Source organism: Marinomonas foliarum, from assembly GCF_016906065.1.
Lineage (GTDB): Bacteria > Pseudomonadota > Gammaproteobacteria > Pseudomonadales > Marinomonadaceae > Marinomonas > Marinomonas foliarum.
On the sequence record NZ_CP070273.1, the window covers coordinates 3,508,700 to 3,530,772 of the forward strand.

Genomic DNA, 22,073 nt, shown 5'->3' on the forward strand with positions numbered 1-22,073 from the left:
GTTAGGCGTTAATTTTTTGAGTGTGCATCATGTAATTAACGGATACATCTTTGTCGTTTAATTTGTATACTTTTGTGAGGGGGTTATAGGTTAATCCCGTCATATGAGAGACTTCTAGACCCGCTAACCTTGCATAATTATTAAGCTCAGCTGGCTGAATAAATTTAGCATAGTCATGGGTGCCTTTTGGAAGCATTTTTAGAATGTATTCGGCGCCAATGATTGCAAATAAGTAGGCTTTTGGGTTTCTGTTTATGGTGGAGAAAAAAACGTGTCCGCCAGGTTTTACCAACGTCATGCAGGCTTTGATAACCGAGGATGGGTCAGGTACATGCTCTAGCATTTCAAGGCAGGTGACTATGTCGTATTGGCCGGCTTCTCGTTGTGCGATTTCTTCTGCCGTGATTTTTTCATAATCAATGTCGAGTTTGGATTCTTCTTTGTGTAGTTTTGCTACAGCAAGAGGAGCTTCACCCATGTCGATACCTTTAACGTTTGCACCAAGTTTTGCCATTGCTTCTGACAGGATGCCACCGCCGCAACCGACGTCGATAACATTTTTACCATCTAGACCGTCAGCGCGTTCGTTTATGTAGTTGGTGCGTAGCGGATTGATATCATGCAGAGGTTTAAATTCATTCTCGGTATCCCACCACCGGCTTGCTAGTGCTTCAAATTTTGCAACTTCATTTAGGTCTACGTTGTTTTGTTGGGTGTTGGTCATTTGTTTTGTATCCATCTTTAAGGTTGCTAAAGGCAGTAAGCTCGATGTATTGAGCTGCGTGATCTGCTTTGTTGTCGTCTCTTGTGAGCTTTAACTAAAAATGCGCTTTTTTCTAGTATAGCGCCAACTAAAGGGGTGACCAATAGCAAACTTACTTTGTCTGATGAGACTGTTTAGTAGACGGTTTCTATAATTGCAATATAGAGCAACAAAACATGCTCCTTGAAGGGGTGTTATTTATTTCCTTATGTTACAATGCAGCGCTTATAAAAAGATATTAGGGAGTCTTTTTGACTCCAAGGCATAAGGATCGATTGTATCTATGGGTGAATTAGCCAAAGAAATTATTCCCGTCAGTATCGAAAATGAACTTAAGGGATCTTACCTAGATTACGCAATGAGCGTTATTGTAGGCCGAGCATTACCTGATGTACGAGATGGGTTAAAGCCTGTTCACCGTCGCGTTCTATTTGCGATGAATGAACTTAAAAATGATTGGAATAAACCGTACAAAAAATCGGCGCGTATCGTCGGTGATGTAATCGGTAAATATCACCCACATGGTGATTCCGCTGTATACGATACTATTGTTCGTATGGCGCAGCCTTTCTCAATGCGTTACACCTTGGTCGATGGTCAAGGTAACTTCGGTTCTGTCGATGGTGACAGTGCTGCGGCAATGCGTTATACCGAAATTCGTATGGCGAAAATTTCTCATCATCTTCTGATGGACCTTGAGAAAGAAACCGTCGATTTCGTGCCTAACTATGATGGCACGGAATTTATGCCTGAAGTATTGCCTGCGCGTGTTCCTGGACTATTGGTAAACGGTTCAGCTGGTATCGCGGTAGGTATGGCAACTAATATCCCACCTCATAATCTTGGTGAGATTATTGATGGCTGTCTTGCTGTTATTGATAACGCTGACATAACCATTGATGAACTTATCGACCATATACCTGGACCAGACTTCCCTACAGGGGCGTTTATTAATGGTCGTGCAGGTATTATAGAAGCTTATAAAACAGGTCGTGGTCGTATTTATATGCGTGCTCGCCATCACTTTGAAGACATGGAAAAAGGCAATCGTCAGTCCATCGTTTTCACTGAAATTCCATACCAGTTAAACAAGGCGAAAGTGATCGAAAAAATCGCTGAGCTAGTGAAAGAGAAAAAACTGGAAGGCATCAGTGAGCTTCGTGATGAATCTGATAAAGATGGTATGCGTATCGTTATTGAATTACGTCGTGGTGAAAACCCTGATGTGGTTGTAAATAATATCTTTACGCAAACACAGCTTCAGTCCGTATTCGGTATGAATATGGTGGCCTTGGTTGATGGTCGCCCTCAATTACTTAACCTTAAGCAAATTCTTGAGTGCTTCGTTAAACATCGCCGTGAAGTGGTTACCCGTCGTACTATTTTCGAACTTCGTAAAGCGCGTGAGCGTGGTCACATTCTTGAAGGTCTAGCAGTTTCACTTGCTAATATCGACCGTGTTATTGAATTGATTCGTACATCTCCAACGTCTGCAGAAGCAAAAGAAAAAATTGTTAGCGAGTCTTGGGAACCGGGTAATGTGGTTGCCATGTTGGAGCGCGCTGGTGCTGACGCATGTCGCCCAGACGATCTTGAAGCAGGTTATGGTTTTGTTGATGGTGCTTACCATTTATCACCAGATCAGGCTCAAGCGATTTTGGACTTGCGTCTACATCGTTTGACAGGTTTGGAACACGATAAGTTATTGGGCGAATATAAGTCCCTAATCGAGCTTATCGGTGAGTTGCTGAATATTTTGTCTGATCCAGACCGTTTGATGGAAGTTATTCGCGAAGAGCTAGAAGAAGTTCGCGATACATTTGGAGATGCTCGTCGCACAGAAATCTTAACGTCTCGTCAGGATTTGACGATTGCAGATTTGATCGATGAAGCGCCAATGGTAGTGACGATCTCAAACACTGGTTATGCGAAATCTCAGCCACTAGTTGAGTACCAAGCTCAGCGTCGTGGTGGTCGTGGTAAATCTTCTGCGAGCATGAAAGACGAAGATCACATCGAGCATCTATTAGTAACCAGTAGTCATGACACCATCATGCTATTTAGTAATCTTGGTAAAGTTTATTGGTTGCGTGTGTTCGAAATTCCAGTGGCTAGCCGTAGTGCAAAAGGTCGTCCTATTGTTAACTTGTTGCCGCTAAGAGAAGGTGAATTCATCTCCGCATTATTGCCTTTGCCAGTGATTGAAGCTGAAGTTGAGTCTGAAGAAGACGTTTCTGAAGACGAAATTGTTGAAGCAAGCAGCTATATCTTTATGGCAACGGCAAACGGCACAGTGAAGAAAACAGCGATGCAGCATTTTGCTCGCCCTCGCTCAACAGGTTTGATTGCGCTTAGCCTAGACGAAACTGATGAATTAGTTGGTGTGTCGGTTACCAATGGTGAAAATGACATTATGTTGGTTTCATCTTCTGGTAAGACAATTCGCTTTAAAGAGTCTGATGTTCGTGCAATGGGTCGTACAGCGGCGGGTGTTCGTGGTATTCGCTTAAATGAAGACGCTAAGGTTGTTTCGCTTATTGTTCCTCAAGAAGGTTCTGCTGTACTGATGGCTTGTGAAAATGGTTACGGCAAGCGTACTTTAGTAGAAGACTTCCCAGTGTATGGGCGTGGTGGTCAAGGTGTTATCGGTATTCAGGTGTCTGAGCGTAACGGCCCTGTTGTTGGTGCTGCCCAGGTTGATGAAACCGATGAGATTATTTTGATTACCGATCAAGGTACATTAGTTCGTACTCGGGTGACGGAAGTGTCATGCCAAGGTCGTAATACTCAAGGTGTTACCCTGATTCGTTTGACCAATGATGAGCATTTGGTTGGTATTGAGCGTGTCGTTGAAGATGACGAGGCAGGCATTGTGGTTGATGAAGCAGGTGATGCAGTCATTGATCAGGCACCAAGTGATGGTGACGAGTCTCCGGACATTCCTGATACTGATACGGAATAGAAAATAAGCGGCGCACTTAGGTGCGTCGCTTTTGTTGTAGATAGGTCCTGAAAAATACTAGAGGTAATAGGCGGGATGAGCCGAGTATATAATTTTTGTTCTGGTCCAGCAGCGCTTCCTGAAGCGGTATTGAAAAAAGCTCAAGCTGAAATGCTTGATTGGCATGGTGTTGGTGTTTCTGTTATGGAAATGAGTCACAGAAGTGCTGAGTTTATGTCGATATTGGCATCTGCCAAAGCTCGTTTATCTCGATTGCTTGATATTAGTGATGATTATGAGGTTTTGTTTGTTCAGGGTGGTGCCTCCACTTTGTTTGCTCAGATACCTGCAAATTTGGTAAATGGTTTTGAATCTGCTTGCTACCTAGATACAGGGGCTTGGTCTTCGAAAGCCATCAAAGAAGCTAAAAGATATACGAAGGTTAACGTGGTTGGCTCTTCAAAAGAGCAAAATTACACCACGGTTCCTGAGTTTTCTAATTTAAACCTGGATGAAAATGCTGCCTACTTACATTTGTGCTCAAACGAAACGATTGGTGGTGTAGAGTTTGCCGATTTGCCAGAAACAAATTTACCTATTGTTGCTGATTTGTCTTCAACTATTTTGTCGCGCAAAATTGATGTAAGCAAATATGGCCTTATTTATGCTGGTGCTCAAAAAAACGTTGGGCCTGCTGGTGTCGTGATTTGTATTATTCGTAAGGACTTGCTGGCTCGTTGTAGCGATAGTGTGCCTTCTATTTGGAATTTTGCGAATTTAGCAGCCAATGATTCCATGATTAATACACCGCCAACTTTTGCTATTTATTTGGCTGACTTGGTGTTTGAGTGGTTGGAAGAGCAGGGTGGTGTTGAGGCGATTGAAGCGATTAATATTCGTAAGGCGCAAGCTCTTTACGACTTCATTGATTCTAGTGGGTTCTATTCAAACCCAGTTGACCCTGCTTACCGTTCTCGTATGAATGTGCCTTTTATCTTGGCGGATGAATCTCTTGAAGCTCTTTTCTTAAAAGAGTCTGAGGCGGCTGGTTTGCGTACTTTGGCGGGCCATCGTTCTGTTGGCGGTATGCGTGCAAGTATTTATAACGCTATGCCAATGGAAGGGGTTCAAGCGTTAATCGATTTTATGCGCGACTTCGAAGAGCGTCATAAATAATACCTTTTTTAGAGATAATAACGTCTACGGATAATAAATAGCATGTCGAATTCTAAACAAGCGGTACCAGATACGCTGCCTTTATTGCGCGATCGTATTGATTCTATTGACTCGCAAATACAACTGCTGATCAATGAGCGTGCTAGCTGCGCGCAGAAAGTGGCAGAAGTGAAATTAGCTGAGCAAGGTGATGAGTCGGTTGTCTTTTATCGTCCTGAGCGTGAAGCGCAAGTTTTGCGTAGAGTGATGGATCGAAATGAAGGGCCTTTGGGAAATGAAGAAATGGCGAAAATATTTCGTCAGATTATGTCTTCCTGTCTTGCGCTTGAAAAACCAATGCGTATTGCTTTTTTAGGTCCGGAAGGTACTTTCACTCAGCAAGCGGCACTAAAGCATTTTGGTAAGTCTATTATTAGTGCGCCTATGGCTGCTATTGATGAAGTGTTTCGTGAAGTTGAATCTGGCGCGGCAAATTATGGTGTCGTGCCAGTTGAGAATTCGACAGAAGGTGTTGTTAATCATACGTTAGACAGTTTTCGGGATTCACGCTTAAAAATATGCGGTGAGGTTGAAGAGCGTATTCATCACCATCTATTAGTGAGTCCGAATATCAACTCTGATGATGTGACACATATTTATTCACATCAGCAGTCTTTAGCGCAATGTCGCGCTTGGTTGGATCGCTATTGGCCACATGTAGAGCGTGTTGCTGTGAGTTCAAATGCAGAAGCTGCTCGTTTAGCGGCTGAAGCGGGTCGTAGTGGTCGTGCAATCGCGGCAATAGCTGGCGAGGTTGCTTGTGAGTTGTATGGCTTGCTTAAAGTCTCTGCCAATATCGAAGATCGTCCGGACAATACAACGCGCTTTTTAATCGTTGGTAATGAAGATGTGCCGCCAAGCGGAAAAGATAAGACCTCTTTATTGATTAGTGCGAAAAATGAGCCGGGTGCCTTGTATCGATTGCTTGAGGCTTTCGAGCGACACGGTGTCGATATGACGCGCTTGGAAACGCGCCCATCACTGATGAGTCGTTGGGGATATATCTTCTATATCGACTTTGTTGGTCATCATTTGGATGATAAGTGTCGCGCAGTTATAGATGAGTTGCGTGAACGGGCGTCAGAAGTGAAAGTGTTGGGTTCATACCCTGTGGCTGTGCTTTAGTAAATTGATAAGAGTGTTGTGCTTTGACTGGTGAAAGTGAATTTCAGGCGTTTTTAGATGTGACGCTGCAAGAAAAAAAGAAATTTGGAAATGTCATGATTATCGGTCTTGGCATGATAGGCGGCTCATTTGCTAAGGCGTTAAAAGAGCGGGGCTTGGCCACGCTCTACGGGGTGGATCGCCGAGAGGGGGAGCTGGCACTAGGGGTTTCAACTGGTGTTATTGATCATCCGGCAGAGCTTTCACATGAGTATGTGTCACAGATGGATGTTATTGTTCTTGCTACACCAGTAAGAGCGATGGAGTCCGTTTTAGCTGACCTTAAGCCATTGCTGTTGGAAAAAACCCTTGTTACTGATGTGGGCTCCACAAAAGGCAGTGTTGTTGAATCTGTGCGTCGTGTTTTTGGTTTTGTCCCCGCTAATTTTATTCCTGGTCATCCTATTGCTGGCGCCGAAAAAAGTGGCGTTTTGGCTTCGAATTCGCAGTTGTTTGAAAAGCATATGGCGATTGTGACTCCTTTGCCAGACAGTGATCCTACGCTATTGGATCGATTGCATCGTATTTGGCGTGCGGTTGGTGCTGATGTTGTGAGTATGGATGTTAATCATCATGATCATGTATTAGCCTCTTCTAGTCACTTGCCACATTTGTTGGCTTACACTTTGGTGGATGCCTTGGCAAGTGGTGAGCGTAGTCAAGATATATTCAAATTTGCGGCAGGTGGATTCCGTGATTTTACTCGCATTGCATCCAGTGACCCTGTGATGTGGCGCGACGTTTTTATGGCCAATAAAGATGCCACTCTGGCTACATTGGATCACTTTACGGATCGTCTTGCTGATATGCGTGCTGCTATTGAGCAGGGTGATGGCGCAAGCATGTTCGGTGTTTTTACTCGAGCAAAGTCTGCGCGAGATCATTTTCTTCGACTGTTGGAGCAACGTACAATTGGCTCGGCAAAAGAGGTGCGACCTGTTTCTGTCTCTGTTTTGCCAGCTTCGGCCATAAAAGGGAATATTTCTTTATTGGGTGACAAATCTTTGTCACATAAAGTCATTACTATAGCTGCGCTTTCGGTCGGTGTAAGTGAAGTAAAGAATATTGATTTGACTGGCGATGTTCGTATTACGATGCAGGCTTTCCGTGATATGGGAGTGGTCATTGAGGAGGTATCGGCTGATTGTGTACGAATTCATGGTGTGGGTTTATATGGTTTAAAGGCACCGATAGCCCCAATTAATGTGCATGAATCGAGAGAAAGTCTATATTTACTGTTGCCTGTATTGGCAGGGCAGTCTTTTGCGGTATCAGTCGTTGCTGAGGGGAAATTACTTAATCAATCGATGAGTGACTTGTTCTCTTTGTTGCGCAAGATGGGGGGCTCTGTAGTATCTGAGGTGGCGGATTGTTTGCCTGTCACCCTGTCTCCAGGCGACTCTTTAAATGTCGATGTTAATTTGAAAACAGGGTCTGGGAATTTGCTAATGGCGGCATTTCTGTCGGCTCTGTATTCTCCTGAAATGGGGCGAGTAAAGCCCTTGTTGCCAGGGCTATCTCATTGCGAGGTTTTGTTGCAACGCTTCGGTAAGAATATGACAAAATCTGGCGAGGGCTTTAACGTTCCTCCAGTACCTTTAGTTGGTACGGATATTGTATTGTCTGGTGATGAGTATGAAGCTGTATGGCTTGTTTTGTTGGCAAGCTTACTGCCTGGATCTGATTTGACTATCGAAAATGTTGGGCTTGATTCTGTCTCTTTCGATTTCTTGTCATTTTTAATGTCTATCGGTGCGGATGTGGTAATACCTCCACTGGCTGAGTCGGGTCTATATGAAGGCAAGTTACAGGCAGGCTTTGCCGAGTTGTCAGCGTTTGTTTTATCGGCAGAGCAGAGTTATCAGCTTAGAGATGAATTGCCTTTGCTTTGTGTAGCAGCGGCGTACGCGAAAGGCGATAGCTGTTTAGAAGGTGTTGGTGATTTACCTTATTACTATGAAGATAGAGTGTTGGCCTTGGTGGACGCCCTTGAGTCTATGAAAATCGCTTGCGAGTATGAACAGGGTGATTTGTTGATCAAGGGGGGCTTTCCTCAGGGTGGTGAGTTGGATTGCGCCGGAGATGATAGGCTGGCACTTGCTATGCTTAGTTTGGGTGCGCGTAGTCAATCCGTAACAAAAGTAAATGATTGTCAAAAATTATTAGAAGAATTTAATGAGTTGGAGAGTGTTGCATTGCAATTAGGTTTTCATTGCTCTGTGGCGCAATAGTTTTTTAAGAGGAATAGTTATGATCAACCAAGGCCCAGTTATTACGATTGATGGTCCAAGTGGTGCCGGTAAAGGTACCGTAAGTCAATTGATCGCAGAAAAGCTGGGATGGCACATACTAGATAGTGGTGCTTTATATCGCTTACTTGCTCTTGCAGTGTCGCATCATGGTATGTCTTCTGATGATGTGGAGATGCTAAAGGTTTTAGCTGAGCATTTAGACATACAGTTTGTGCAGTCAGAAGAAGGTAAAGTTGAAATTATTCTAGAGGGGGAGGTCGTAACACAGGCTATTCGAACTGAAGATGTTGGTAATTGTGCTTCTAAATTGGCGGCCATTCCAGAAGTTCGTGAAGGTTTGTTGCTACGTCAACGTGCCTTTTCACAGGCGCCAGGCTTGGTGGCTGATGGGCGAGATATGGGAACAGTTGTTTTTCCTTCCGCTCAGATTAAGATATTTTTAACAGCGTCTGCAGAAGAGCGAGCGCAAAGGCGTTTGCAGCAATTGCAGCAAAAAGGTGAAGCTGTTAATCTAGCCGAACTTGTTAAGACGATTAAAGAACGTGATGAGCGCGATGCGAACAGAGCAATTGCTCCTCTTGTGCCTGCGGCAGGCGCTTTAGTTATAGATAGTACAGATTTGACCATAGAGCAGGTTGTCGAGATGATTTTTGCTGAAACAGCAAAAGCGGGTCTTGTATAATCTGTTCTTTTTCGCGTCTACTTTTTTGTACCTAGAATGTGCTAGAATAGATTAAATGTTGTTCAAGTCGGCAAGGGTGCCAGCAAGCCTTTGTCGCATCATTCAAAAAAATTGACCCACATTTGCTGGCAATGTGGATAAGGCCTAGTTCTTTTATAGGCCAACTATATAGGAAATACAATGACTCAAAGCTTCGCAGAACTGTTTGAAGAAAGCCTGTTAACCGTCGAAATGGCGCCAGGCTCAATTGTTACTGGTATCGTTGTTGATATTGACAGCGAATGGGTAACTGTTCATGCAGGTCTTAAATCTGAAGGCGTAATTCCTCGTTCTCAGTTCCTAACGGAAAGTGGTGAGTTCAACTTAAACATCGGTGACGAAGTTAAAGTTGCACTTGATGCTGTTGAAGATGGTTTCGGTGAGACTAAATTGTCTCGCGAAAAAGCTAAACGTGCAGAAACTTGGTCTGTTCTTGAAAAAGCTTACGAAGAAAACGCCATTGTTCACGGTGTTATCAATGGTAAAGTCAAAGGTGGCTTCACAGTTGATATCGCAAATATCCGTGCTTTCTTGCCTGGTTCTTTGGTAGATGTTCGACCAATCCGCGACACATCTCATTTGGAAGGTGTGGATCTAGAGTTCAAACTTATCAAGCTTGATCAAAAACGTAACAACGTTGTTGTTTCTCGTCGTGCCGTTATGGAAGCGACTAACAGCGCTGAACGCGAAACATTGCTTGCTTCTCTTGAAGAGGGTCAAGAAGTTAAAGGTATCGTTAAGAACCTTACTGACTACGGTGCTTTCGTTGATCTTGGTGGTGTTGATGGTCTTCTACACATCACTGACATGGCTTGGAAACGCATTAAGCACCCAAGCGAAATCATTGCTGTTGGCGATGAAATCGACGTTAAAGTTCTTAAATTCGACCGTGAACGTAACCGTGTATCTCTAGGTCTTAAGCAGTTGGGTGAAGATCCATGGGTAGCTATTAAAGCTCGTTACCCAGAAAATACTAAGGTAACTGCTAAAGTAACTAACTTGACTGATTACGGCTGCTTCGCTGAACTTGAAGAAGGTGTAGAAGGTCTAGTACACGTTTCTGAAATGGATTGGACTAACAAAAACATTCACCCATCTAAAGTTGTTCAGATCGGTGATGAAGTTGAAGTTATGGTTCTTGACATTGATGAAGAGCGTCGTCGTATTTCTTTGGGTATCAAGCAATGTACAATGAACCCATGGGAAGAGTTTGCTACTTCTTTCAATAAAGGCGACAAGATTTCTGGCGCAATCAAGTCTATCACTGACTTTGGTGTGTTCATCGGTCTTGATGGCGGTATTGATGGTCTTGTTCACCTATCTGACCTATCTTGGGACGAAACTGGTGAAGAAGCAGTTCGTCAATACAAGAAAGGCGATATGCTAGAAACAGTTGTATTGTCTATCGATGCTGAGCGTGAGCGTATTTCTCTAGGTGTTAAACAACTAGAAGAAGATCCGTTCCTAGCTTTCGTTGCTGAAAATGACAAAGGCACTATCGTTAATGGTACTGTTTCTGAAGTTGATGCGAAAGGTGCTGTAGTTGTTCTTGCTGAAGGCGTTGAAGCTACTTTGAAAGTATCTGAAATCAGCCGTGAACGTATCGAAGATGCAACAACTGCATTGAAAGAAGGTGATAAAGTAGAAGCAGCGATCATTAACGTTGATCGTAAAGCTCGTACTATTACTCTTTCTATCAAGCAGAAAGATGCTACTGAAGAGAAAGCAGCGTTGAAATCTCATTCTGAGAAGCAACAAGCTGAATCTAATGGTCCTACCACTATCGGTGATTTGATCAAAGCACAACTAGAAAACCAAAACTAAGTTTTGATTCTTTAGTTGTAATAAAAAAGCGGGCCTAGGCCCGCTTTTTTTTGCATATTTTTTAGAAATTATTGACAGAGAAACTATACATATAACATGTGGATAACCATGGGTATAGGTGTTGTGTATGTTGGTTAGCGCAATGATTCTAATAGTGTGTTTGTGTCTTCCTCGCTCCAATCTTCTTTGTTGAGTAAGGCTTTAAGGGTGTCACTTTTTTGAGCATTTTGAAGATTTTTTTGAAACTTTGCGTAGTGAAAGTCTTTAATGAGGCGCTCATCGTATTCTGAGCGATAAATGGCTGGTTTTACTGAGCTATCTACCTTTTTCTCGTTGAATGAGTCGATTTTTTTGTAGGTATTTAAAAGCTGCTTCTTGTTCATGATTGGCTCACTTATTCGTGCTCTATTCTGAGAACTTCAAAATGGTCATTTCTTGCGCACCACTTTATATTCATGTCCCATAGTTGGATTCCATGTTCTCTATCCACTTGTTCGGATAGGTAAGATGGTCTCGGATCTTGTTCTATTATTTGTTTTATTAAAGTGGTTATTTTCTTGTTGTGCAAATCTTCATATCTTTCGCACTGTGTTTTGGCTTCTACTGAGAAGATGACGGGTTTTTTTTGGACTTCGGCAGGCGCCGGAGCGAAGCCGCCTTCAGCGTTACTGATGCTATCGGCATAAGGTAAATAGGGTTTAATATCTAGAACAGGTGTGCCATCAAGCAGGTCTGCGCCATATAGATCAATAAATACGCGCTGATCTTCTTGATAAATTCGCCCAATTTTTACCACTGACAGGCCTATCGGGTTGGGTCTGTGAGTTGCTCTAGTTGCAAATATCCCTATTTTAGCTTTGCCTCCTAAGCGTGGAGGGCGAACTTTAGCTTTCCAGTTTTCGTTTAGACAGGCATGGAAAATAAATTGTATCCAGATGTGAGAAAAACCATCTAGCCCGTCTACTGTATCAAGCCGGTTGTATGGAGGGATGAGCTCTAGCTTTGCTGTTGCTTCGGTAACTAATCCTGGTTGGCGTGGAATGCCAAATTTTTCTTTGTAGCAAGAATGTATTATACCAATAGTGTTGAGAGTAAAAGAATTTTGGGGGATCAATGGATTATCCTTTCATGAAAATCTGCACTAAATGAATAAAAATAGTGTGATAGTATACTGTCTTGATGAAATAGATCGCGATTTTTTGCGTGTCTAGTGTGTTCTTTTTACTTTTATTAGAGATTAACGATGTCTTTAGAATCTTATATGAATCAAATTGGTCAGCAAGCTAGGGCGGCTTCTCGCCTTCTTGCTAAAGCATCCACAAAGCAAAAGAATATGGCTCTGTTTGCTATGGCAGACGCTTTGGAAAACGCGCGACCTCGATTGATAGAAGAGAATAAAAAAGACATGGAAAATGGCCGTGTCAAAGGTTTGGATTCTGCCTTGTTGGATCGTTTGTTGCTCGATGATGCTCGTATTAATGGCATGATTGAAGGGCTAAAACAAGTTGCCTCTTTACCTGACCCAATCGGGGAAATATCAGACATGGTGTTCTTGCCGTCTGGTATTCAGCGAGGTCAGATGCGTGTGCCTTTAGGGGTTATTGGTATTATTTATGAGTCTCGTCCAAATGTGACCATCGATGCGGCAAGTCTTTGTTTGAAATCTGGAAATGCCACTATTTTACGTGGCGGCTCAGAGGCATTTTATTCCAATCAAGCTATTGCTGAGGCTGTAACGGCAGGTGTCATCGCTGCTGGTTTGCCAGAGCATGCAGTGCAAGTTCTTAATACGACAGATCGTGAAGCGGTTGGCATGTTAATTTCTATGCCTGAGTTCGTTGATGTTATTGTCCCTCGTGGTGGCAAAGGTTTGATTGAGCGCATTAGTAAGGATGCACGTGTACCTGTGATTAAGCATCTTGATGGTAATTGTCATGTCTATATTGATAGTGAGGCGGATCTTGAAAAGGCTTATGCTATTGCCATGAACGCTAAAACCCGCCGCTACGGTGTGTGTAATGCAATGGAGTCATTGCTGGTTCATTCTGAAATTGCTGGGGATATTTTGCCTAAGTTAGTGACTGCTTTGCAGGAAAAAGATGTGTCTCTAGTAGGTTGTGAGCAAGCTCGTGCTATTGGCTCTGTCATTGAAGCTGCATCAGAAGAAGATTGGTATACAGAGTATTTGGCCCCTAAGTTATCTATTAAGATTGTGTCTGATATGGATGAGGCGATTGCTCATATCAATAAGTATGGGTCTCACCATACGGACGCAATTGTTTCGCAGAACTACACAAAAACACGTGCTTTTATGACGGAAGTGGATTCTTCGTCAGTGATGGTGAATGCTTCAACATCTTTTGCTGATGGTTTTGAGTATGGTTTTGGAGCTGAAATTGGTATTTCTACTGACAAAATTCATGCTCGTGGCCCTGTAGGATTGTTGGGGTTGACCAGTCAGAAGTATGTTGTACTTGGCGATGGTCATACTCGTGACAATTAGACTTAAGGATAATGTAAAGACTTCTGGGTTGGCTATTATGGGTGGGACATTTGATCCCGTTCATAATGGTCACTTAAGAACAGCGGTTGAGATTTTAGATCGCTACCACTACTCCGCTTTGAGGTTAATACCTTGTTTTCAGCCTGTGCACAAAGATCGACCAAGTGTCTTGCCTCAGCAACGACTTGAAATGGCTAGGCTTGCAGTATCTGGTGATGCTCGATTGAGTGTCGATTCTCGTGAGATTGATAGGGAAGGTCCAAGTTATAGTATCGATACATTACGAGATCTTCGGAGCGAAATAGGTCCAGATGAATCACTCATTATGGTGCTAGGAATGGACAGCTTTTTATCCCTTCCAACTTGGCATAATTGGCAGCAGATTATCCAATATGCTCATTTGTTGGTGGTGTCACGTCCTGGTTGGGAGCCTGACCTAATCTCTGAATTGAGCGGTTTTTGCGAAAACTATCGTGCCGCCTCGTCGCATGAGTTACAATGCGCGCCCTCAGGGCGGGTCTGGTTCGAGACTCTCACTCCTTTGGGGATATCCTCTAGCATGATTAGGGCGTTGGCTCGTAAAAACGAGTCTATTGCTTATTTGTTGCCAGAACCAGTCCAAAACTATATAGAACAACATCAATTATATCGATAGGGTAACGTAATTATATGAGTCAGCTTAACCTCACAGCAGATCAAATTTTGGCTTTTGCTGTTGAAGCATTGGAAGATGTCAAAGGTGATAAAATCACAGTGCTAAATGTAGGAAATCATACTGATATGATGGATTACATGGTTATTTGTACTGGTACTTCAAAGCGTCATGTGAATGCTTTGGGCCAAAACGTATTTGAGCATTTGAAAGGTAAAGGTCTTCAGCCGTTAGGTTCGGAAGGTCGTGGTATGGGCAGTGATTGGGTTTTGGTGGATTTGCATGATGTTGTTGTTCATGTGATGACTGAAGAAGCTCGAGCGTTTTATGATCTTGAAAAGCTGTGGGATATTAAACCAGAACAACTTTAAGGTTTTTTGTAATGCGTGTTCGTTTAATTGCTGTTGGTAGTAAAATGCCTAAGTGGGTGACAGAAGGTTATGATGAGTATGCAAAACGTCTTCCAAAAGACTTTGCATTAGAGCTTGTTGAAATTCCAATGTCGCCACGTGGGAAAAATACGGATATAGCTAAGGCAATTCGCAAAGAAGGAGATGCCATGCTTGAGGCAATTCCTTCAAACGACAAGGTCATTGCAATGGAAGTCCTTGGTAAAGAATGGTCTACAGAGCAGCTTGCAGACCAAACTGAGCAGTGGCGTATGGATGGCTACAATGTCAGCTTGTTAGTTGGAGGTCCTGATGGCCTCGACCCAAGGTGTACATCGCGAGCAGATCAGGTTTGGTCTTTGTCTCGTTTAACGTTACCCCATCCTATGGTGAGAATTATTTTAGCAGAGCAGATATACCGTGCTTGGACGCTGATGAACAATCACCCGTATCACAGGTAAAGGTGGTCAGGTGAGCCGTCGACATCAGAATTTTCGGAATTATCGTCAAGAACAGCGGTTAACTCAGCATCGTTTGATTGCCGCTGCGTTATTTGTTTTGTTAATGGCTATTATATTGATGGCTAGGCTGTTCTATCTGCAAGTGATAGAACATGACCTTTATCAGACAAAAGCGGATGATAATCGGGTGATGTTGGTCACTGAACCACCACCTCGTGGTTTAATCTATGATCGTAATGACGTTATTTTAGCGGATAATCGACCTATACACAGTTTAACCATCACTCCTGAACGAGTAGACGACTTTTCTCAATTAAAAAAGCAGCTCTCTGGCATTATTGAAATTAGTGATGCTGAGTGGGAAGACTTTGATGACAGACGTAAAGAATACCGCCGACCTTATCAATCCTTAACGTTAAAATCTCAACTAACCGATGAGGAGTGGGCTAAAGTCGCCGTTGACCTTTACAGGCTTGATGGTGTTCAAGTTGAAGCACAATTAACTCGTTACTACCCATACGGAGAGGCATTTGCTCATGCTGTCGGTTATGTGGGAAGGATTACATCAAAAGATCTAGAAACGGTCGACAGGCAGGCCTACCAAGGCGCCTTGTTTATTGGTAAAACAGGTGTTGAAGGCTACTACGAGAAAACACTCTTTGGTGAAGCAGGCCTTAGTAAAGTAGAAGTGAATGCTCGTGGCCGTATCATGTCAGAGTTGGATCGACAGAACCCAACTCCAGGCAAAGATTTACATCTGTTTTTAGATGCAAGGCTGCAGCAGTATGCTTATGACCTGTTAGGCGATTATACAGGGTCGGTTGTAGCAATAGACCCAACAACGGGGGGTATTTTGGCCTTGGTATCAAAGCCTGGTTATGACCCTAACTTGTTTGTCCGTGGTATCTCTTACGACGATTATAATGTTCTTCGTCAATCTAAAAAACTCCCTTTATTTAACCGAGCGTTACGTGGCGGCTATCCTCCAGCATCAACGATTAAGCCTTTTATGGCTCTTGCCGGTCTTGAGTATGGCTTTGCCTCTTGGACTGAACGTTATTTTGCTAAAGGTTACTATCAGATTAATCCAGATGGGCGACGTTATCGAGATTGGAAGCGAACGGGTCATGGCTGGATTGATTTAGAGCGATCTATCATAGAATCGGTTGATACATATTATTATCAGTTGGCGAATAAAATGGGGATTACCCCAATCCATAATTTTTTGACACGTTTTGGTTTTGGTCAAAGTAATTTGTTGGACCTAAATGGTCAAAGTAATGGTCTGTTGCCATCTAATGAGTGGAAAAAAGCCAAATATAAAGAACCTTGGTACCCAGGTGATTCTGTAAACGTTGGTATAGGGCAGGGGTTTATGGTGGCCACTCCTGTACAAATTGCCTCCGCTACATCTGCGCTTGCAAGCAGAGGGCATTATTTTTATCCGCGTATGACGAATACAGTTGGGGATGAACCAGCTGTTTTTGAAAATGGTCTTGGTGACGAGCACGATATTGTGCTGAAAGATCAGCGTAATTGGGAGCGAATGGTTGTTGCTATGCGTAAAGTAATAACTGATTCGCACGGTACGGCTCGACGCTTGCAAGGGACGGAATATGAGATTGCAGGTAAAACAGGTACTGGGCAGGTGTTTAGCTTACAAGAAGACCAAGAGTATGATGCGGATAGCTTGGAAAAAAGGTTACACGATCACGCCTTATTTATTGGTTTCGCTCCTGCCAAGCAGCCCAAAATTTCTATATTTGCGATTTTTGAAAATGGGGGCAGTAGCTCCAAACCTGCAGATTTAAGTAGGGCTCTGTTTGATGCGTATCTTTATGATGACTACCCTGACAGATATGACTATTTAAAAGGTAATAAGAATGAAGGATAGTATTTATCGTAGAGCCTTGTCTTTTACCAATGCCCGCCTATGGAAACTGGTTCATATAGACATTCTGCTTATTGCCTCTCTATTATTGTTGATAGCGGGCGGCCTTTTTATTCTTTATTCTGCCTCTGGTCAGGATGTCGAAATGGTCGAGCGACAAGTGTTTCGTTTGGCTGTTGGGCTTTTAGTGTGTTTGGCGTTGGCTCAGCTTCCTCCTAAATATATGCGACGTTCGTCACCCGCTTTATTTATTTTTATCTCAGTGCTTTTGATTGGGGTGCTGTTTTTTGGGGTGGGGGCAAAAGGCGCTCAACGTTGGTTGGCTTTGCCTGGCGGTCTGCGGTTTCAACCTTCTGAAATTATGAAGATCGTTATGCCTATGATGATCGCTTGGTATTTCTCTGACAGACAGCTTCCTCCTAGCTTTAAACAAATATTGGTCGTACTTGGTCTTATAGTATTGCCTGTGTTGCTGATCGCTAAGCAGCCTGATTTGGGGACTTCTCTGTTGGTTGCTGTGTCTGGCATTTTTGTTTTGTTTCTTGCTGGACTTGGCTGGCGCTATATATTGGGCGCAGCGGCGTTAGCTCCTATAGCGGGTTATACGTTATGGCAGTTTATGCATGATTATCAGCGGCAACGTGTATTGACGTTTTTAAATCCGGAAAGCGATCCGCTAGGGTCCGGTTGGAATATTATCCAATCTAAAACAGCGATTGGCTCTGGTGGTTTATATGGAAAAGGTTTCTTAGAGGGAACACAGGCTCAGTTAGACTTTCTTCCTGAAAGTCATACGGATTTTATTATCGCTGTTCTTGCTGAAGAATTTGGTATGCTAGGTTGTGGTGTTCTTATCTTGGCGTATTTATTGGTTATTGCTCGAGGCTTGTATATCTCTGCCACGGCTGAAGATAATTATGCGCGCTTATTAGCGGGTAGTTTAACGCTTACCTTTTTTGTGTATATGTTTGTAAATATTGGGATGGTGTCAGGTATTCTCCCTGTGGTTGGGGTACCCTTACCACTCGTTAGTTATGGTGGAACCTCGATTATTACCATCATGGCAACCTTTGGGATTTTAATGTCAATACAAACACATAAAAGAGCAAGATGATGATTAAGCAAGCTGCATTTGTATTTTTAGCGCTTGGTCTGACTGCGTGCAGTAGTATGGATCACTCTACATTTCCTTCTGACTCAGGAGTCAGTAATTCTCTGCTTGATGATACGCCTAAAGAATGGGGTGATTCTTACGCAGGTTATCCTGAGGTTCAGCGCTTTATTAGCCGGTTAGTGAAAGAGCATAATTATGATAGGAACCGCCTAGAGCTGGCATTTTCTCAGATCAAAGTGCGGCCTAAGGTTATTGAAAAATCAGACAATCAACCTGAAGTTATTACGCCTTATTACGAGTATAAAACTCGCTTTGTAAACGAAGATAGAGCAAAAGCCGGACGTGAGTTTGCCAAACGTAATGAGAAATGGCTACGTAAAGCTGAGCAAGAGTTTGGCGTTGAGCCTAATATTATTGTTGCTTTGATTGGTGTAGAAACGTATTACGGAAGTATCACTGGTTCAAAAGACGTTTTTACCTCACTTACGACATTAGCGTTTGACTATCCAAGACGAAAAGATTATTTCCAAAGCGAGCTGGAAGCTTATTTATTGTTAGTTCGCCAAGAGGGATGGAACATTGGCGACACAAAAGGGTCATATAGTGGTGCAATGGGTATGGTCCAATTTATGCCAAGCAATTATCAAAAGTTGGCGGTAGATTATGATCAAAATGGCCATATTGACTTATGGGGATCTGACGCTGATGCCATTGGTAGTGTTGCTAACTACCTTAAACATCATGGGTGGAAGACGAAAGAACCTTGGTTTGTTATGGCTTACGTTGCCGAACCAGATAAGGTGGCTGATTTAATTAATCGTGGTAGAGAGCCTAGCTCTGAAATGACTGAGTGGTCTGCACTTAATGTGCTTCCTGCACAGTCTTTTATTCCTCGAAAGACGGGATTAATTGCTTTAAGAACGGGACCTGAAGATGTGTCTTATTGGCTTGCCTACGAAAATTTTTTCACCATCATGGACTATAACCCAAGTAGGCGGTATGCCATGTCAGTACTTGAGCTTGCGGAGAGTATAGGAAGCTATGAGAGCTATTAACATACTATTTATTGCCAGCATTAGTTCGCTGGTATTGAGTGGTTGTATGAGTACACGTCATGTTTTAGGTAAAGATGATATAGATTATGAAAAAGCATCAGGTGGCGGTCGCTATTCTATTTTGCAGGATCACGCTCCGACAGGTGATATAAAAGTAGACCATTTACCAGACTTGGTGCCGAAGTGGGAACAAAAGAGTCGTGGTGGTAATAAAAGTCCCTACGAGGTTTGGGGCAAAAAGTATTGGGTCATGGACTCAGCTCAAGGCTATGTAGCCGAAGGTACAGCTTCTTGGTATGGAAAGAAGTTTCATGGTCATAAAACCTCAAATGGGGAAACATATGACATGTACGCTTTTTCTGCGGCACACAAATCCTTGCCATTACCGACTTACCTCAAGGTAACGAATCTCGACAACCAGCGTTCTGTTATTGTTCGTGTTAATGATCGTGGGCCATTTCATGGCGATCGATTAATTGATCTTTCTTATGCCGCAGCGGCTCGTCTTGACTATCATAAGAAAGGATTAGCCCGGGTCAAGGTTGAAGCGATAACACCTGCTCAAGGGCAAGCTTATCGCCCTGATGAAACGGTTGTGAGTGCACCTGCTCCACCGCTGAAAGCCTCGCCTGCTAAGGCTTTAACAGCACCGGTAGTTGATGTTCAACGTTCTCAGACTGAATTGTCTTTTTCTCACTTACAAATGGGGGCATTTAGTTCTGAGGAGTCTGCAGATAAACTAAAACTCCGACTTTTTGAGGCATTTGATACCAGTGTAAAAGTTGTTATCAATAAGCAAAGCGATGGTCTATATAAAGTCTTTGTCGGTCCCTTTGAAAGTTCTGAAGAATTGCTTGATTGGCAAAATAAGTTACAGCAAGAGGGCTTTGGCAACCCTGTCAGGGTTGCTTTAGTGCCGTAGGCACGATTTGTTTGGGCTAGAGATTCGGTTAATGCTCTAGTATTATTTATTCACATTTTTTAGAAGACGATTTTTTTGAGTATGAAAAAACTCCTTGTTACCTTATCACTCGTATTTTGTTTCGTAAGTAGCTCTATTTTTGCAGCTCCTTCATTGATCCCGACACCTCCGCAGTTATCTGCCTCTAGCTATATTTTGATGGACGCATATACCGGAGATATTTTAGTCGAGCATAATGCTGATCAAGCTTTGCCACCGGCAAGCCTGACGAAACTAATGACGGCTTATATTGTTGAATACGAGCTTGCTCGTGGAAATTTATCTTTAGAAGATAAAGTAACCATTAGCGAGAAAGCATGGAGAATGGAAGGTTCTCGCATGTTTATTCGTGAAGGTACTCAGGTTAGTTTAGAAAACCTGATGCGCGGTATTATTATTCAGTCTGGCAATGATGCCAGCGTTGCAGCCGCTGAATATGTTGCAGGAAGTGAATCTGCATTTGCAGATTTAATGAATCAGCATGCTCAGCTACTTGGAATGACAAATTCACATTTTGTTAATTCAACAGGCTTTCCTGCAGAAGATCACTATTCCAGCGCTCATGACTTAGCTAAATTGTCTCGTGCTACTATTTTGCAGTTTCCTGAAAACTATAAAATGTATGCCGAAAAAGAGTTTACATACAATAATATTCGCCAGCCAAACCGTAACCGTTTGTTGTGGAGAGATAAAACTGTTGATGGCCTGAAGACAGGGCACACTGAGGCAGCGGGATATTGTTTAGCAGCATCAGCGGTACGTAATGGTACACGCCTAATTACAGTTGTTATGGGGACAAAATCGGATGCTGCACGTGCGGCTGAAGCTCAAAAACTGTTGGATTATGGTTTTAGATATTATGAAACTCGTAAGCTTTATAGCCGCGGACAAGTGGTGAATAATGCTCGAGTATGGGGTGGTAGCCAGCCAAATGTAAAAGTTGGCTTTTCAGAAGATGTCCTAGTGACTATGCCTCGTCAACAAGGCAACTCTATTCAAGCGACGTTGGATATGGAGAAAGAAATTGTTGCTCCTATCGCGGTCGGTGATGTTTTAGGGAAAATCGTTGTTGGTTCTGAAGATAATATATTATTAGAGCGCCAAGTTGTGGCATTAGAAGCCGTGGAAGAAGGTGGTTTCTTCAAGCGAATGTTTGATAAAATTAAGCTCTTCTTTATGAACTTGTTTTAAGGCCTTATAGGCGAATGGTAAACTAGAAATGGCACTAATTACGAAAGATGGTGATCAAACAGAAAAAGTGGTTGATGCACCGAAAATAGAGTTTCCTTGTGAAAACTATGTGATCAAAGTAGTTTCACTTGATGTTGATGATATTCATCAAGAAATCAAAGAATGCTTGCTTGTTCATGCTCCAGAAATGGCGGAAGCAGAGAATATTAATCGCTCTAGTAAAGGGCGCTTTATTAGCTTTAGTTTTCGTATAGTAGCTCAGAGTGAAGACCAATTATCGGCTTTGCATCGCGACTTAATGTCGATTGAAGCCGTTAAAATGGTCATGTAAATGCAGCTGAATTTAATTTGCCGTGACTTGGGCGTGATTGATTACGCTGATACATGGGAGCGAATGAAGGAATTTACTCAGTGTCGATCGAAAGAGGATGCTGATGAGATTTGGCTGTTGGAACATCCAGCTTTATTTACGCAAGGACAAGCTGGGAAGGAAGAGCATCTCTTGGCTCCTGGTGATATTCCCGTTATTCAAGTCGACCGTGGTGGTCAGGTCACGTATCATGGGCCTGGGCAACTGGTTGCTTACGTTTTAGTAGATTTAAAACGTCTTGGGATCGGTGTTCGAGATTTGGTCAGTGTACTAGAAAACTCTGTGGTAGGTACTTTGGCTATGAATTCTATTGATGCCTACCCAAAGCCCGATGCTCCTGGGGTGTATGTGGATGAGCAAAAAATAGCCTCGTTGGGATTGCGTGTGCGCAGAGGCTGTTCATTTCATGGCTTAGCTTTGAATGTTGATATGGATCTCACCCCATTTAATCGTATTAACCCGTGTGGCTACCAAGGCTTACAAATGGTTGATATGAAGCGTCTTAATAAAGACAGTATTTTATCGAATGTAAAAGTTCAGTTGGCGAATCAGTTGGCTGAACAACTCGGATACAGTTATCCGGCTATCCAACAAGGGTGGAATTAG

The 22,073-nt window shown here is 42.9% G+C and carries 20 protein-coding genes; 17 read left to right on the plus strand and 3 right to left on the minus strand.

Annotated features, from left to right (window positions below):
- Position 1: 1 nt before the first annotated feature.
- Positions 2-724: a bifunctional 2-polyprenyl-6-hydroxyphenol methylase/3-demethylubiquinol 3-O-methyltransferase UbiG gene (ubiG, locus tag JSY38_RS16230; protein ID WP_205114186.1), complete on the minus strand. Its 723-nt coding sequence runs from the start codon at positions 722-724 to the stop codon at positions 2-4.
- A 322-nt stretch (positions 725-1,046) separates the two neighbouring features.
- Here ubiG and gyrA point away from each other — a divergent pair, with 322 nt between their 5' ends.
- The 6 genes from gyrA to rpsA all read left to right on the plus strand — a co-directional run bounded on the left by gyrA (position 1,047) and on the right by rpsA (position 10,880).
- Positions 1,047-3,725 (plus strand): DNA gyrase subunit A, encoded by a 2,679-nt coding sequence (gyrA, locus tag JSY38_RS16235; protein WP_114412803.1) that lies wholly within the window; start codon positions 1,047-1,049, stop codon positions 3,723-3,725.
- Positions 3,726-3,800: 75 nt separating this feature from the next.
- Entirely contained in the window at positions 3,801-4,880 is a 1,080-nt protein-coding gene (gene serC / locus JSY38_RS16240; RefSeq protein WP_205114188.1) for a 3-phosphoserine/phosphohydroxythreonine transaminase, read from the plus strand.
- A 42-nt stretch (positions 4,881-4,922) separates the two neighbouring features.
- Complete coding sequence (pheA, locus tag JSY38_RS16245) at positions 4,923-6,044, plus strand: prephenate dehydratase (RefSeq protein WP_114412805.1); 1,122 nt, start codon at positions 4,923-4,925, stop codon at positions 6,042-6,044.
- A gap of 23 nt (positions 6,045-6,067) precedes the next feature.
- Positions 6,068-8,314: a bifunctional prephenate dehydrogenase/3-phosphoshikimate 1-carboxyvinyltransferase gene (locus JSY38_RS16250; RefSeq protein WP_205114190.1), complete on the plus strand. Its 2,247-nt coding sequence runs from the start codon at positions 6,068-6,070 to the stop codon at positions 8,312-8,314.
- Between the two features lie 19 nt (positions 8,315-8,333).
- Positions 8,334-9,017: a (d)CMP kinase gene (gene cmk / locus JSY38_RS16255; RefSeq protein ID WP_114412807.1), complete on the plus strand. Its 684-nt coding sequence runs from the start codon at positions 8,334-8,336 to the stop codon at positions 9,015-9,017.
- A 180-nt stretch (positions 9,018-9,197) separates the two neighbouring features.
- On the plus strand, positions 9,198-10,880 hold the full coding sequence (gene rpsA / locus JSY38_RS16260; RefSeq protein ID WP_114412808.1) for a 30S ribosomal protein S1: 1,683 nt from the start codon (positions 9,198-9,200) through the stop codon (positions 10,878-10,880).
- A gap of 134 nt (positions 10,881-11,014) precedes the next feature.
- Here rpsA and JSY38_RS16265 read toward each other — a convergent pair whose 3' ends face one another.
- Together JSY38_RS16265 and tsaA are read right to left on the minus strand one after the other, a co-directional pair.
- A complete protein-coding gene (locus JSY38_RS16265) occupies positions 11,015-11,263 on the minus strand; it encodes a hypothetical protein (RefSeq protein WP_114412809.1) in 249 nt (82 codons plus the stop codon).
- An 11-nt stretch (positions 11,264-11,274) separates the two neighbouring features.
- Positions 11,275-11,994, minus strand: a complete 720-nt coding sequence (gene tsaA / locus JSY38_RS16270) for a tRNA (N6-threonylcarbamoyladenosine(37)-N6)-methyltransferase TrmO (protein ID WP_114412810.1) — start codon at positions 11,992-11,994, stop codon at positions 11,275-11,277.
- A gap of 129 nt (positions 11,995-12,123) precedes the next feature.
- Between tsaA and JSY38_RS16275 the strand changes: the two genes are divergently transcribed.
- The 11 genes from JSY38_RS16275 to lipB all read left to right on the plus strand — a co-directional run bounded on the left by JSY38_RS16275 (position 12,124) and on the right by lipB (position 22,073).
- A complete protein-coding gene (locus tag JSY38_RS16275; RefSeq protein ID WP_114412811.1) occupies positions 12,124-13,383 on the plus strand; it encodes a glutamate-5-semialdehyde dehydrogenase in 1,260 nt (419 codons plus the stop codon).
- Positions 13,373-14,038, plus strand: coding sequence for a nicotinate-nucleotide adenylyltransferase (nadD, locus tag JSY38_RS16280; protein ID WP_205114192.1), 666 nt, complete (start codon positions 13,373-13,375; stop codon positions 14,036-14,038). Before JSY38_RS16275 ends, nadD begins: the two co-directional genes overlap by 11 nt.
- A 14-nt stretch (positions 14,039-14,052) precedes the next feature.
- Positions 14,053-14,406 (plus strand): ribosome silencing factor, encoded by a 354-nt coding sequence (gene rsfS / locus JSY38_RS16285; RefSeq protein WP_114412812.1) that lies wholly within the window; start codon positions 14,053-14,055, stop codon positions 14,404-14,406.
- Positions 14,407-14,417: 11 nt separating this feature from the next.
- A complete protein-coding gene (gene rlmH, locus JSY38_RS16290) occupies positions 14,418-14,885 on the plus strand; it encodes a 23S rRNA (pseudouridine(1915)-N(3))-methyltransferase RlmH (protein ID WP_205114194.1) in 468 nt (155 codons plus the stop codon).
- Positions 14,886-14,895: 10 nt separating this feature from the next.
- Entirely contained in the window at positions 14,896-16,779 is a 1,884-nt protein-coding gene (mrdA, locus tag JSY38_RS16295) for a penicillin-binding protein 2 (protein WP_205114196.1), read from the plus strand.
- Positions 16,769-17,890: a rod shape-determining protein RodA gene (gene rodA / locus JSY38_RS16300; protein ID WP_114412815.1), complete on the plus strand. Its 1,122-nt coding sequence runs from the start codon at positions 16,769-16,771 to the stop codon at positions 17,888-17,890. Before mrdA ends, rodA begins: the two co-directional genes overlap by 11 nt.
- Positions 17,887-18,945 carry a lytic murein transglycosylase B gene (gene mltB / locus JSY38_RS16305; protein WP_239544013.1) on the plus strand — a complete coding sequence of 353 codons (1,059 nt, stop codon included), beginning with the start codon at positions 17,887-17,889 and terminating at the stop codon, positions 18,943-18,945. Before rodA ends, mltB begins: the two co-directional genes overlap by 4 nt.
- A 46-nt stretch (positions 18,946-18,991) precedes the next feature.
- Positions 18,992-19,867 carry a septal ring lytic transglycosylase RlpA family protein gene (locus tag JSY38_RS16310; RefSeq protein ID WP_239544014.1) on the plus strand — a complete coding sequence of 292 codons (876 nt, stop codon included), beginning with the start codon at positions 18,992-18,994 and terminating at the stop codon, positions 19,865-19,867.
- An 81-nt stretch (positions 19,868-19,948) separates the two neighbouring features.
- Positions 19,949-21,097 (plus strand): D-alanyl-D-alanine carboxypeptidase family protein, encoded by a 1,149-nt coding sequence (locus JSY38_RS16315; RefSeq protein WP_114412818.1) that lies wholly within the window; start codon positions 19,949-19,951, stop codon positions 21,095-21,097.
- Positions 21,098-21,125: 28 nt separating this feature from the next.
- Complete coding sequence (locus tag JSY38_RS16320; protein WP_114412819.1) at positions 21,126-21,428, plus strand: HP0495 family protein; 303 nt, start codon at positions 21,126-21,128, stop codon at positions 21,426-21,428.
- Positions 21,429-22,073, plus strand: coding sequence for a lipoyl(octanoyl) transferase LipB (lipB, locus tag JSY38_RS16325; RefSeq protein ID WP_205114200.1), 645 nt, complete (start codon positions 21,429-21,431; stop codon positions 22,071-22,073). It begins immediately after the preceding gene.